Origin of the sequence: uncultured Sphingomonas sp. (genome assembly GCF_913062585.1) — a bacterium.
Classification (GTDB): domain Bacteria; phylum Pseudomonadota; class Alphaproteobacteria; order Sphingomonadales; family Sphingomonadaceae; genus Sphingomonas.
Map to the genome: position 1 here is coordinate 152,442 of NZ_CAJXWX010000003.1, position 11,999 is coordinate 164,440.

An 11,999-nucleotide genomic window follows, 5' to 3' on the forward strand; every position below is an offset into this window, starting at 1 on the left:
TCCGTTTGGGCTCCTGCCCCTCCACCACCCGGCTGGGCCGGGTGGTCCCCCTCCCCAAGCCTAGCTTGGGGAGGAATGGGTTAGGCCTTCCTCCGTTCAGCCTGAGCGAAGTCGAAGGCCACGCTTATCTCTCAGAGGCTGGCGGCGAGCGTCTTCAGATCGACCTGGGGCCGCGCGCCGAAATGGCTGATGATCTCGGCGGCGCAAGCCGCACCCAGCGTCAGCGAGGCCTTCAGGTCCTGGCCATGCGTCTGGCCATAGAGGAAGCCCGCCGCGAACAGGTCGCCCGCGCCCGTCGTGTCGACGACCTTGTCGACCGGATGCGCCGGAACGGTGACGCGCTCGTCACCGCGCTGTGCCAGCGCGCCCTTTTCGGCGAGGGTCACGACCAGCGTCTCGACCTTGTCCTTCAGCGCGGCGATCGCCGCCTCGACATCCGCCGTCTCGGTCAGCGCGACGATCTCGGTCTCATTGGCGAAGATCACGTCGATCATGCCGCCGTCGATCAGGGCGTGGAAATCGGCGCGGTGGCGGTCGATGACGAACTCGGCCGAGGCGGTGAAGGCGACCTTGCGGCCCGCATCCCGCGCAACTTGGATCGCAGCGCGCATCGCGGCGCGCGGTTCTTCGGGATCCCAGAGATAGCCCTCGATATAGAGATAGGCCGCATCGGCGATCAGCGCGCGGTCGAGCGCTTCGGCGGGCAGATAGTGCGACGCGCCGAGGAAGGTATTCATCGTCCGCTGCCCATCGGGGCTGACGAAGATCATGCAGCGCGCGGTGGTCGGCAGGCCCGCGCGGGCGGGCACGTCGAAGCGGACGCCCGCCGCGCGGATGTCGTGCCCGAAGACCTGGCCCAGCTGGTCGTCGGCGACCTGGCCGATGAACGCGGTCTTGCCGCCCAACGCAGCCATGCCCGCCAGGGTGTTCGCCGCCGAACCGCCCGAAATCTCGCGGCCGGGGCCCATCTTGGAATAGAGGGCGTCGGCCTCCTCGGTCGAGAAGACGAGCTGCATCGCGCCCTTCGTCATGCCCTGTTCGGCGATGAAATCATCCTCGGCAGAGGCCAGGATGTCGACGATCGCATTGCCGATCGCCACCACGTCGTAAGTGGGGTTGCTCAAGAAAGGGACTCCGGGAAAAATAGCTGTGATACCGCCGCCCTAGTCAGGGCCATGTCCCCATGCAAGTTGGCCGGCCGCCAGCCCATCACGCATTGACTCCGTCGCGTCGGCCACCGCATCCCTGCGCGATGATCCGCGCCTTCTTTCTGTCGATAGGCCAGCTGGGCGATCCGGCGATCCGCCGGGTGCTGGTCCGCTCGCTGGCACTCACCTTCGCGCTGTTCGCGGTGGCGGGCCTGGCCCTCTGGTGGGGCGTCCGCGCGGCGCTGACGGGGTGGCTGGGGGCGCAGGCAGGCGGCTGGTCGGCGGCGCTGACCCTGGTGGTCGAGATACTTGCGCTGTGGATTGCCTTTCGCGCAGTGGCGGTCGGCGTGGTCGGGATCTTCGCCGACGACATCGTCGCGGCGGTCGAGGCGCGCCATTATCCGCAAGGCCTGGCGAGCGCGCGGCCGGTATCGCTGGCGCGCGGGATGGCGATGGGCCTGGGATCGGGCTTGCGCGTCGTCGCGATCAACCTGATCCTGTTGCCGCTCTATATCGTCCTGCTGGTCACCGGCGTTGGCACGGCGGTGGCGTTCCTGCTGGTCAATGCCTGGCTGTTGTCGCGCGATCTGGGCGACATGGTCGCGGCACGGCATCTGGACGGGCCTGCCATGCGTCGCTGGCGCAAGGCGACCGGGCCCAGGCGCTTCCTCCTGGGACTTGCCGCGGCCGCCCTGTTCGTGGTTCCAGGGCTCAATCTGCTCGCGCCCGTCCTGGGGGCGAGCATGGCGACCCATTTCTTCCACAGGAGACCCCGCGCGTGATCCGCCGCTATGCGTTGCCGCTCTTTCCGCTGATCGTGCTGGCGGGGTGTACCGTGCCGCAGACCGCCGCGCCGGTCCGCACCGGCGGCATGGCCCCGGTCCCGGTGCCCTATACCAGCGTCGGGCTGGAACGGGTCATCGGCCAGGACGCCGCCGGGCTGACCAAGCTGTTCGGCACGCCCGATGCCGATGTCCGCGAAGGCACCGCCCGCAAGCTGCAATTCCAGGGCAGCTTCTGCGTGCTCGACGCCTATCTCTACCCCAAGGACGGGGCGGAGCCGCGCGTCACCTATCTCGACGCGCGCGAACCCGATGGCAGCTCGATCGACCGGGCGAGCTGCGTCGCGGCGCTGACCCGGCGCGACGGCGGACGCTGATGCGCCCCGACCTGTGGTTCGCCTTCGTCGCCGCGACGCTGGTGATCGGCCTGATCCCCGGTCCGGGCGTGGCGGCGATCCTGGGCTATGCGATCGGATCGGGACGACGGACCGCCTTCGCCTCGGTCGCCGGGTTGATGCTCGGCAACATGGCAGCGGCCACCGCCAGCCTGCTCGGCATGGGCGCGGTGCTTGCCGCCTCGGCCTTTCTGTTCGGACTGCTCAAATGGGCGGGAGCGGCCTATCTGATCGCGGTGGGCGCGATCGGTTTATGGCGGGCGCGCCATGCCCATGCCGTCGCGGTTCGCCCGCGCCAGATCTCTCCGCGCGCGGCCTTTCTGGGCAATCTCGGCATCGGAACCTTCCATCCCAAGACGATCCTGTTCCTGGCCGCCTTCGCCCCGCAGTTCCTGGATTCCCAGCGCCCCTATGCGACGCAGGCGGCGGTTCTGGTCGCGACCTTCGCCCTGACCCTGGCCTTGACGGACGGCTGCTATGCCTGGGCAGCATCCGGTGCGGGCGGGTTGCTGCGTTCGCCGCGCACCCAGGCCTGGGCGCAACGCGCGGGCGGCGGTGCGTTGATTTTCGCGGGTTTCGCGACAGCTGCCATCCGGCAATAATAAAGTAATCGGAATGTGCCGTTTTGGTTAACTGAATTTTACTGTGGCAAAAAGTTCCACATCGCCCAAAAAAATTGCTGCAGTGCAGGAACAAATTTACGTCTTTGCCCGTATACGCTAATGGGACGATGAACCACGCCGCGTCTTGGCGGTAGTTCGCCATGGGAGATTGTATATGATGAAGTTCCTGTCTGCTGTTGCCGCCACCGCCCTGGTTGCCGCTCCGGTTGCTGCTGCTCCGGCCAACCCGGCTGCCAGCCTGTCGGTTTCGAAGTCGGTCCGCGCCTCGGCCCCGACCGCCAAGGGCAACAAGCTGGCCGGCGCCGGCATCCTGGCCGCTCTGATCGCTGCTGGCGTCGTCGCCATCGGCGTCGTCGCTGTCACCAAGGACGACAGCGCCGCGAGCAACTGATTGTCGCGGGCGGGGGAAACCCCGCCCCGATCATCACCGCTCGGGTCCAATCCCCAGCGGACGGAAGGGAGCCGGTTTCGGCTCCCTTTTTCGTTCTGGGGCTTACGCACCCCAATCGGGTCCATCGGGATCGGGATAAAAGCCATCCTGCTCGGGGCCGACCGACGACGGCGCCCGGTCGTCCTTTAGCGGCAGTGTCGGGGCCTCGCCCCCGAATCGCACCCGGATATAGCCGACCGCCCCCTTCATCCCCTGATAGATCGCCCGCACCACCTCACCGCGTCGAAGGCGTGCACCGATCAGCGGCGCGCGTTCGGCCGAGAGATAACCGATCTGGACATCCCGCGCGCTGAACACCGCCACCGCATTGGGATCGTGCCGGTTGCGCGGCTCGGGCCGCAACGTCACCGGATCGCCCGGGGCCGACGCCATCAGCTCGAAACGCCGATTGCTGCGTGCCTTGTCCTCGTTGGGAAAGTCGATCCCGACCACGGTCAGCGTCATCTCGTCCATGCCCCCTAGCTGGTGACGCCACGCCGCTGCGTCCAGAGCCCTCCCATTCGTCCGCGATCCGGCTATGGTACACGCATCCTGCCCTAATCGGAGTGCCCATGTCCCTGGCCGCCCTGGCGATTCTGCTCGCCGCCCAATCCCCCGCGCCCGCCGTCGCGCCCGTCCTGACTAGCGCCGATGCGCGCGACGTGCACAGCTATGCCCGGCCGCTGGAGGCGCGGGCCACCCATGTCTCGCTGAACCTCTATGCCGATTTCGATACCCATGTGATGCGCGGGATCGCGACCCTGTCGGTCGATGCGAAGCCCGACGTCAGGCAACTCGTCGTCGACGACAACGGCCTGCGGATCGTCGCGGTGACGGACGGGCAGAATCGCCCCCTGCCCTACACCATTGGGGCGGTCGACAAGGTGCATGGCGCGCCGCTGGCCATCACGCTGAACGGCGCCCGCACGGTCAGGATCGCCTATGCCTCAGTCCCGGGCGCCAAAGCGCTGCAATGGCTGTCGCCCGAGCAGACGGCGGGCAAGAAACAGCCCTATCTGTTCAGCCAGGGCGAGGCGATCCTCAACCGAAGCTGGATCCCGACTCAGGATTCGCCCGGCATCCGTCAGACCTGGGACGCGACGATCAACGCCCCCTGCGCTCTGACCGTCGTCATGAGCGGCGAGCGGACCGGCGAGACGCCCTGTACCGATGGTCGCCACACCGCCAGCTATCGCATGGACAAGCCGGTCGCCCCCTATCTGATCGCGCTGGCCATCGGCGACCTGAAGTTCAAGGCCTTGAGCGCCCATACCGGCATCTGGACCGAGCCTGCGATGCTCGACAAATCGGCGTGGGAATTTGCCGGGCTCGACAAGTTCGTCACCGCGGCCGAGGGGCTGTACGGGCCCTATCGCTGGGGCCGGTATGACGTGCTGGTCCTGCCGCCCAGCTTCCCGTTCGGCGGCATGGAGAACCCCACCCTCACCTTCGCCACGCCGACCGTGCTGGCGGGCGACCGGAGCCTCGTCAGCCTGATCGCGCATGAGCTGGCGCATAGCTGGTCGGGTAATCTCGTCACCAACGCAACCTGGGACGATTTCTGGCTGAACGAAGGCTTCACCAGCTATTTCGAAAACCGGATCATGGAGTCCATGTACGGCAAGCGCCGCGCCGCGATGGAGGCGGATCTTGCCTGGACCGACATGCAGAACGCCGTGAAGGAAGCGGGCGGCCCGCAGTCGGCCGATACCAAGCTGCACCTCGATCTGGACGCCCGTCGTGACCCCGACGACGGCATGACCCAGATCGCCTATGATAAGGGCGCGACCTTCCTGCGGACGATCGAGTCGGTCGTCGGCCGCGCGCGTTGGGACGCCTATCTGCGCGGCTATTTCGACCGCCATGCCTTCCAGCCGCAGACCAGTGCAGGCTTCCTCGCCGACCTGAAGGCGAAGTTGCTCAAGCCCGGCGAGGCTGAGAAGATCGGCGTTGACCAATGGGTCTATCAGCCCGGCATCCCAGCCAACGCCGTCCATGTCCGCTCCGACGCCTTCCCCGCCATCGACGCGGCGGCCAAGGCGTTCGCGGCCGGCGGTCCGGTGTCGGCGGTGCCGGATAAGGTGACGACGCAGGAATATGTCCGCTTCCTCGACCAGCTGCCCCGCCAGCTCTCGGCCGAGCGGCTCGCCGCGCTGGACGGACGCTTCCACTGGAACGAGACGGGCAATAGCGAGATCCGCTTCGCTTGGCTGCGCCTTGCTCTCGCCAACCGCTATCCGCCCGCCGAAGCCTCGGCCGAGCAGTTCCTAACCGCCCAGGGCCGCCGCAAGTTCGTCGCACCGCTGTTCCAGCAGCTTCAGGGACAAGGCGAATGGGGTCAGGCGCTAGCCAAGCGAATCTACGACAAAGCGCGTCCCGGTTATCATTCGGTCACGCAGGTGACGGTCGATCGCCTGTTGGGGCGATAAAACGAACCTTCCGAGCGGCGAAACGAGGAACGAAAAACTCGTTTCGCCGCCGGTTTTTCAGGTCATCGCCGCTCGAACACCGTTCACCGGATATGGTTCCCGGCGACCTTTCCAACCTGTTTAGCCCCGGTTAATCGACACCCACACCGACATTCCGACCGGGGGGTCATGTGAAGTTCAAGGCATTTGCAGTGCGATTCGCGCTGATGGCATCGTGCGGCCTGATGATGGCCACCCCCGCTGCCGCGCAGTTCTGGCAGTGCGCACCCTATGCCCGCGAAATCTCGGGCATTGATCTTCACGGCAACGCCAACACCTGGTGGGGCCAGGCCCAGGGTCGCTACGACCGCGGCCACACGCCGCAAGAGGGTTCGGTCCTCGCCTTCGAAGCCACCAGCCGGATGCGCGTCGGCCATGTCGCTATGGTCAGCAAGGTCGTCAGCGACCGCGAAGTCCTCCTGACCCATGCCAACTGGTCGCGTCGCGGCGGCATCGAGCGCGACGTCCGCGCCATTGACGTCTCGCCGAACAACGACTGGTCGATGGTCAAGGTCTGGTACGGCCCGACCGGCGGCCTGGGTACCTCGGCCTATCCGACCAAGGGTTTCATCTATTCGGGTCACAAGAACGGCACCGCCGACCTGCCCGCCACCCAGATCGCCTCGCGCGACAGCGGCCGCGTTTCGGGCATCCTGACCTTCGCGGCGCCGGTTCAGTAATTTCCCACCTGCCCTGCCCCGAGCGAGGTCAGGAAAGCTTAGCCCAAAGCGCGGAACGTGCGCTTCGACTTCGCTCGGCGTGAGCGGGGGTTGGTGCTGACGACTTTAAAGAGCAGCGGATCAACCTGGCTCGCCCCCGAAACGGAAAATCCCCAAAACCCCGTTCCGCCTGAGCGAAATCGAAGGCCAAGGGAAAAGCTCACCGCCCGCGAGCGATCTTACCCCGCCCGAAACGTCATCGCCACGCCGTTCATGCAATAGCGCTTGCCGGTCGGCTTCGGCCCGTCGTCGAAGACATGGCCCAGATGCCCGCCACAGCGGCTGCAATGCACCTCGACTCGCTCCATCATCAGCGACCGATCGTTGCTCGTCCCTACCGCACGGGGCAGCGGCGCCCAGAAGCTGGGCCAGCCCGTGCCGCTGTCGAACTTGGTCTTCGAGGAGAATAGCGGCTGCGCGCAGCCCTTGCAGGCGAAGATGCCGCCACGATGCTCGCCGTTAAGCGGGCTGGAATAGGGCCGCTCGGTCCCTTCCTTGCGCAGGACGTCATAGGCTGCCGGGCCGAGCTTCTGCCGCCAGGCGGCATCGCTCATCGTCACGGGAAAGCGCTCCGCCGCATCGGCCTGGCGGCCACAAGCCGACAGGCCCACGCCCAGCGTGCCCAGGCCCATCAGCGACAGGAAAGTGCGGCGATCGGAAGAGGATGCGGTCATAAACACAAGATAGGAAAGCGGTGCAGGCCGGAAAAGGGTGCCTTCCATCCTCCCTATTTCCAATAGGAAGGACCGTCCTACGCCCGCTTGCGCCGCCAGAAAGGCCGGACGCTCCCCGATTGCAGCACGCCGCGCCGGAACAACCGAGCCCCCAGCGTGACGAACAGCGCGACCCACAGCGCCTGCCACGCCAGCGCCACGGCATGAGGCCACAGCGTGTCCCTGGCCGCCGCCATGCCCGCCATCGCAAAGGGCGAGGACAGCGGAAACACCTCGGCGATCACCGCCAGCCAGCTATCGGGCTTGGACAGGCCGCTGAGCGTCAGGGTGAACATGCCGACCTGCACGATCGTGATCGGCAGCGACAGCATCTGGATCTCGCGCATGGTCGATGCCTGCGCCCCGATGGTCAGGAACACCGATCCCAGCAGCAGATAGGCCATGGTGAAATAGGCGACGAACAGGACCGCAAACATCGGCAGGCCGATGGCGGGCGACAATTCGCCGACCATACCGGCAAAGCTGGGGGGCAAGATGCTCGTCAGCTGGCCGAGCACGGTGCCCCAGAAGCCGACGAACAGCACCGCCACCCCGAACATGCCGAGCAGCTTGCCCAGGAACACCGCCTCCAGCGGCACGGCGGCAGCCAGCACCTCGATCACCTTGTTCGACCGCTCCTCGGCCATGGTGCCGACCACCTGCCCCGCCAGGAACAGGGTGAGGAAGAAGACGCCGAACACCGCCAGGAACGCGGTCTGGTTCTGCCCGCCCAGCGTCGCGCGCTGGCGGACGAACGGCGTCTTGACGGCCGCGACCTGCGGCAGATGGCCGCCGACCCGATCCGCCACGAGCGATTGCCCCGCCAGGACGGCCAGATAATCCGCCGCACGCGCGCCACGCGCGCCATACAGGATCGTCGGCCGTTCGAGCGGGCCGTACAGCACCGCCGTGGCATCGTAATCGCGCGCCTCGAACGCTGCGCGCGCCTGGGCGGCGGGATCGCGGGCGGGGGCCAGCGTCTTCAGTGCGGGCGGCTCCTCGTCGCGCCGGAACACGGTGCGGGTGCGCGTGTCCGCCTCGACAAAGGCGCGGGCGATCGCATCCGGCACGATGGCGACGATCTTTACCCGGTCCGCGCCATGATCCGCCGCCTGCGCCGCGCCCATCGCCCCGATCGTGCTGAACGCGACCATGATCAGCGGCGCGAACAGGAACAGCAGGAAGATCGGCGTGAAGACGGTCGCGATGAAGTCGCGCCGCGCGATCGTCAGCGTCTGGCGGATCAGCCGCCGGCTCGGGCTCATGCCGCATTCTCCTGGGACGCCTGCTCGCCGACGATGCGGACAAAGGCTTCGTGCAGACTCGGACGTTCGATCGACAGATTCCATATGCCCGCCCCCGCCGCCAGCAGGCGCCCCAGCACCGGCTCGATCCCCTCGTCGGGCAGCGAAAAGCGCCAGTCGGTGCCGTCAGGCCGCGCATCGGCAGGTAACAGCTCGGGCGTCACCCGGTCGGGATCGCGCGGGCGATAGCGGACCAGCGAGGGCAAGGTGCCCCGCGCCTCGTCGACCGTCCCCTCGAACCGCCGCTGCCCGCCCGCAATGATCGCCAGCCGGTCGCACAGCCGCTCGGCATGGGCCATGACATGGGTGGAGAACAGGATGGTGGCCCCGCGATCCCGCTCGCCCAGCATCAGCGCCTCCAGCCGCTCCTGGTTGACCGGGTCCAGCCCCGAAAAGGGCTCGTCCAGCACCAGCAGCCGGGGACGGTGCACGACCGCGCCGAGCAGCTGGACGAGCTGCGCCATGCCCTTCGACAATTTGCGGATCTTGGTATCGGCGGCATGGCCGAGCCCGGCCTGCTCCAGCAGCTCGATCGCCCGTGCCCGCCCGGTCTTCCAGTCGAGCCCGCGCAGCGCGCCCATGAAGGCGATCGCCTCGCGCGCCTTCATCGCCGGGTACAGTCCGCGCTCCTCCGGCAGATAGCCGACCAGGTCGCTGGCGTCGCGCGGATGCGCATGACCGAGCAGCGTGCGCTCCCCCTCATCGGGTTCGATGATGCCCAGCAACATGCGCAGCGTCGTGGTCTTGCCCGCGCCATTGGGCCCCAGCACGCCGTACACCGCGCCCGTGGGCACCGCGATATCGACGCCATCGACGACGCGCCGGTCGCCGAATCGCTTGGCGAGGCCCGAGGCGTTGACCGCCCACTGATTATCCACGCAACTGTTCCTCCCTGAACGCCTGTGGTAGCGGGCGCATGTGGCGCAAGACAAGCTGGAAACCCGGATCAAGGCAAAAGCGGCCGAACTGGGCTTTGCCGCGGTCGGGATCACCCATGCCGACGCCGCGCCGAAAACGGCCGAGCGGCTGCACCAATGGCTCGCCGAAGGGCGCCACGGGTCGATGATCTGGATGGCCGACCGTGCGCATCAGCGGCAGAGCCCGGCGAGCCTCTGGCCCGAGGTGAAGAGCGTCATCTCGCTGGGGGTCAGCTATGCCCCGGCCGAGGACCCGATGCGGCTGGCCGATCACGGGCGGATCGGGCGCATCTCGGTCTATGCGCAAGGGGCCGATTATCATGACGTGGTGAAGCGCCAGCTAAAGGCGCTGGGTCGCTGGCTGGCGCAGGAGGGCGGGTGCGACCTGAAGGTCTTCGTCGACACGGCGCCGGTCATGGAAAAGCCGCTGGCCGAGGCGGCGGGGCTCGGTTGGCAGGGCAAGCACACCAATTTGGTCAGCCGGACCCATGGCAGCTGGCTGTTCCTGGGCGCGATCTACACCACGCTGGCGCTGGAGCCCGACGCGGTGGCGCGCGATACGTGCGGACGCTGCGATGCGTGCCAGCATGCCTGCCCGACCGATGCCTTTCCCGCGCCCTATCAGCTCGATGCGCGGCGGTGCATTTCGTACCTGACGATCGAACATGCCGGGCCGATCCCGGATGAGTTCCGGACGGCGATCGGCAACCGCATCTATGGCTGCGACGATTGCCTGGCAGTGTGCCCGTGGAACAAGTTCGCGGCCGTCGCGCAGGCGAACATGGCGTTCCATCCCCGCGCCGAGCTGACCGCGCCGGAGCTGGGGGATATTCTCTCGCTGGACGATGCGGGGTTTCGGCAGGTTTTTGCGGGGTCGCCGATCAAGCGGATCGGACGGAACCGGATGGTGCGCAACGCGGCGATCGCAGCGGGGAATAGCGGTGCGGCGGAGTTGGTGCCGGTGTTGCGGGGGTTGTTGGGGGATGCCGATCCGGTTGTCGTCGAGGCGGCGGGATGGGCTTTGGGGCGGTTGGGTGAGGGAGTGGCCTAGCCCCGGCCCTCCCCCATCCCCTCCCGCCTGCGGGAGGGGCGTGCCTGGCCCGAAGAGTAAGCGCTCCTGCAAGCAATGAACGTGTTGCTTATGCTGGATACGAGCCAAGCATCGCACCCCTCCCGCAGGCGGGAGGGGATGGGGGAGGGCAACGGTGTCTCACCGAGCCCCCACCCCCAATAATCAATCCACCCAATCCAACCCGATATCCTTGTAAACCGACCGATCCTCGTCCCAGCCCGGCTTCACCTTCACGTGCAGATACAGATGCACCTTATGCCCCAAGATGCGCGACAGCTCCTCGCGCGCCTTGGCCCCGATCTCCTTGATCCGCACCCCGTTCTTGCCCAGCACGATGGCGCGCTGGGTGGGGCGTTCGACCAGGATCTGCTGGTGGATCTCGACCGATCCGTCCTCGCGCTCCTTATAGGCTTCGGTCTCGACCGCGCTGGCATAGGGTAGCTCGGCGTGGAGCTGGAGATAGATCTGCTCGCGCGTCACCTCGGCGGCCAGCGCGCGCTCGGTCGCGTCGGAGACCTGGTCCTCGGGATAATGCCACGGCCCCTCGGGCATCAGCTTGGCGAAATGCGCCTTCAGTTCGGGCAGGCCGTCGCCGGTCTGGGCCGAGACGAACCAGATTTCGTCGAACGGCACGACCGCGTTCAGCTTTTCGGCATGGCCCAGCAGCCGCGCCTTGTCGGCGATGTCGACCTTGTTGAGGATCAGATGCTTGGGCTCGGGCCGTTGCGCGATCGACTCGGCGATGGCGGTGACCTTGGGGCCGATGCCGCCCTTGCCATCGACCACCAGCGCCAGGATGTCCGCGCCCTCCGCGCCTTCCCAAGCGGCGGCGACCATCGCGCGGTCCAGGCGGCGCTTGGGCTCGAAGATTCCCGGCGTGTCGACCAGCAGGATCTGCGCCTCGCCCTCGATCGCCACGCCGAGCAGCTTGGCACGCGTCGTCTGCGCCTTGGGGCTGACGATGGCGACCTTCTGGCCGACCAGCGCATTGACGAGGGTGGATTTGCCGGCATTGGGCGCGCCGACGACGGCCACGAGGCCGCAACGTTGTTCAGTCATGTGCCAGCGGTACAGGTCCCGCCCCCTTCCCGCAACGGCCAGACCACATGGACAGAATGTAATGGCTCCATCACGGAACGGCCAAGCCGGCGCGCGCATTTTCGGCCCACGAATTCGAGTGCAAGGAGAGACGTTATGAAGACCCTTCTCACCGCCCTGTCGGCTGCCGCCTTGCTGACCGTCGCGGGCCCGGCCTCGGCCAAGGGATGCCTGAAGGGTGCGGCCGTCGGCGCGGTCGGCGGGCATTTCGTCGGCAAGGGCCATGCTGTGCTCGGCGCGGCGGCGGGCTGCGCAGTCGGCCATCACCGGGCCAAGGTGCAGGCCAAGAAGGAAGCAGCCGCCGCCAAGGGGCGCTGATCTCGGTAGTTA

At 67.2% G+C, this 11,999-nt stretch carries 14 protein-coding genes; 8 read left to right on the top strand and 6 right to left on the bottom strand.

Annotation, left to right across the window (positions count from 1 at the left end):
* Positions 1-131: 131 nt before the first annotated feature.
* Positions 132-1,124 (bottom strand): adenosine kinase, encoded by a 993-nt coding sequence (locus QZ546_RS04060; protein ID WP_294235064.1) that lies wholly within the window; start codon positions 1,122-1,124, stop codon positions 132-134.
* Between the two features lie 128 nt (positions 1,125-1,252).
* On the opposite strand from QZ546_RS04060, the gene QZ546_RS04065 reads away from it, so the two are divergent.
* The 4 genes from QZ546_RS04065 (at position 1,253) to QZ546_RS04080 (ending at position 3,339) form a co-directional block, all read left to right on the top strand.
* Positions 1,253-1,930 (top strand): EI24 domain-containing protein, encoded by a 678-nt coding sequence (locus QZ546_RS04065; protein ID WP_294235066.1) that lies wholly within the window; start codon positions 1,253-1,255, stop codon positions 1,928-1,930.
* A gap of 38 nt (positions 1,931-1,968) precedes the next feature.
* Positions 1,969-2,307, top strand: coding sequence for a hypothetical protein (locus tag QZ546_RS04070; RefSeq protein ID WP_294235248.1), 339 nt, complete (start codon positions 1,969-1,971; stop codon positions 2,305-2,307).
* Complete coding sequence (locus tag QZ546_RS04075) at positions 2,307-2,927, top strand: LysE family translocator (RefSeq protein ID WP_294235068.1); 621 nt, start codon at positions 2,307-2,309, stop codon at positions 2,925-2,927. The genes QZ546_RS04070 and QZ546_RS04075 overlap by 1 nt, the downstream gene beginning before the upstream one ends.
* Before the next feature lie 175 nt (positions 2,928-3,102).
* A complete protein-coding gene (locus QZ546_RS04080; protein WP_294235069.1) occupies positions 3,103-3,339 on the top strand; it encodes a hypothetical protein in 237 nt (78 codons plus the stop codon).
* Between the two features lie 102 nt (positions 3,340-3,441).
* Here QZ546_RS04080 and QZ546_RS04085 read toward each other — a convergent pair whose 3' ends face one another.
* Positions 3,442-3,852 (bottom strand): HIRAN domain-containing protein, encoded by a 411-nt coding sequence (locus QZ546_RS04085; RefSeq protein ID WP_294235072.1) that lies wholly within the window; start codon positions 3,850-3,852, stop codon positions 3,442-3,444.
* Between the two features lie 98 nt (positions 3,853-3,950).
* Here QZ546_RS04085 and QZ546_RS04090 point away from each other — a divergent pair, with 98 nt between their 5' ends.
* Positions 3,951-5,807 (top strand): M1 family metallopeptidase, encoded by a 1,857-nt coding sequence (locus QZ546_RS04090; protein WP_294235074.1) that lies wholly within the window; start codon positions 3,951-3,953, stop codon positions 5,805-5,807.
* A 206-nt stretch (positions 5,808-6,013) separates the two neighbouring features.
* Complete coding sequence (locus tag QZ546_RS04095; protein WP_294235250.1) at positions 6,014-6,526, top strand: CHAP domain-containing protein; 513 nt, start codon at positions 6,014-6,016, stop codon at positions 6,524-6,526.
* Between the two features lie 218 nt (positions 6,527-6,744).
* On the opposite strand, the gene msrB is transcribed toward QZ546_RS04095, so the two are convergent.
* The 3 genes from msrB to QZ546_RS04110 all read right to left on the bottom strand — a co-directional run bounded on the left by msrB (position 6,745) and on the right by QZ546_RS04110 (position 9,460).
* Positions 6,745-7,197 (bottom strand): peptide-methionine (R)-S-oxide reductase MsrB, encoded by a 453-nt coding sequence (gene msrB / locus QZ546_RS04100; protein WP_294235252.1) that lies wholly within the window; start codon positions 7,195-7,197, stop codon positions 6,745-6,747.
* A gap of 119 nt (positions 7,198-7,316) precedes the next feature.
* Complete coding sequence (locus QZ546_RS04105) at positions 7,317-8,543, bottom strand: ABC transporter permease (protein ID WP_294235076.1); 1,227 nt, start codon at positions 8,541-8,543, stop codon at positions 7,317-7,319.
* Positions 8,540-9,460, bottom strand: coding sequence for an ABC transporter ATP-binding protein (locus tag QZ546_RS04110; protein ID WP_294235078.1), 921 nt, complete (start codon positions 9,458-9,460; stop codon positions 8,540-8,542). The genes QZ546_RS04105 and QZ546_RS04110 overlap by 4 nt, the downstream gene beginning before the upstream one ends.
* 40 nt (positions 9,461-9,500) lie before the next feature.
* Between QZ546_RS04110 and queG the strand changes: the two genes are divergently transcribed.
* Positions 9,501-10,550 (top strand): tRNA epoxyqueuosine(34) reductase QueG, encoded by a 1,050-nt coding sequence (gene queG / locus QZ546_RS04115; RefSeq protein ID WP_294235080.1) that lies wholly within the window; start codon positions 9,501-9,503, stop codon positions 10,548-10,550.
* A 183-nt stretch (positions 10,551-10,733) separates the two neighbouring features.
* On the opposite strand, the gene era is transcribed toward queG, so the two are convergent.
* A complete protein-coding gene (gene era, locus QZ546_RS04120; protein WP_294235082.1) occupies positions 10,734-11,630 on the bottom strand; it encodes a GTPase Era in 897 nt (298 codons plus the stop codon).
* A gap of 135 nt (positions 11,631-11,765) precedes the next feature.
* Between era and QZ546_RS04125 the strand changes: the two genes are divergently transcribed.
* Positions 11,766-11,987: a hypothetical protein gene (locus QZ546_RS04125; protein WP_183950461.1), complete on the top strand. Its 222-nt coding sequence runs from the start codon at positions 11,766-11,768 to the stop codon at positions 11,985-11,987.
* The last annotated feature ends 12 nt before the right edge of the window (positions 11,988-11,999 follow it).

Bases quoted from the DNA above. Each gene is read 5' to 3' on its own strand.
- QZ546_RS04065 (WP_294235066.1), top strand. From the start codon at position 1,253: ATGATCCGCGCCTTCTTTCTGTCGATAGGCCAGCTGGGCGATCCGGCG.
- QZ546_RS04075 (WP_294235068.1), top strand. From the start codon at position 2,307: ATGCGCCCCGACCTGTGGTTCGCCTTCGTCGCCGCGACGCTGGTGATC.
- QZ546_RS04080 (WP_294235069.1), top strand. From the start codon at position 3,103: ATGATGAAGTTCCTGTCTGCTGTTGCCGCCACCGCCCTGGTTGCCGCT.
- QZ546_RS04085 (WP_294235072.1), bottom strand. From the start codon at position 3,852: ATGGACGAGATGACGCTGACCGTGGTCGGGATCGACTTTCCCAACGAG.
- QZ546_RS04090 (WP_294235074.1), top strand. From the start codon at position 3,951: ATGTCCCTGGCCGCCCTGGCGATTCTGCTCGCCGCCCAATCCCCCGCG.
- QZ546_RS04095 (WP_294235250.1), top strand. From the start codon at position 6,014: ATGGCATCGTGCGGCCTGATGATGGCCACCCCCGCTGCCGCGCAGTTC.
- msrB (WP_294235252.1), bottom strand. From the start codon at position 7,197: ATGGGCCTGGGCACGCTGGGCGTGGGCCTGTCGGCTTGTGGCCGCCAG.
- QZ546_RS04105 (WP_294235076.1), bottom strand. From the start codon at position 8,543: ATGAGCCCGAGCCGGCGGCTGATCCGCCAGACGCTGACGATCGCGCGG.
- era (WP_294235082.1), bottom strand. From the start codon at position 11,630: ATGACTGAACAACGTTGCGGCCTCGTGGCCGTCGTCGGCGCGCCCAAT.
- QZ546_RS04125 (WP_183950461.1), top strand. From the start codon at position 11,766: ATGAAGACCCTTCTCACCGCCCTGTCGGCTGCCGCCTTGCTGACCGTC.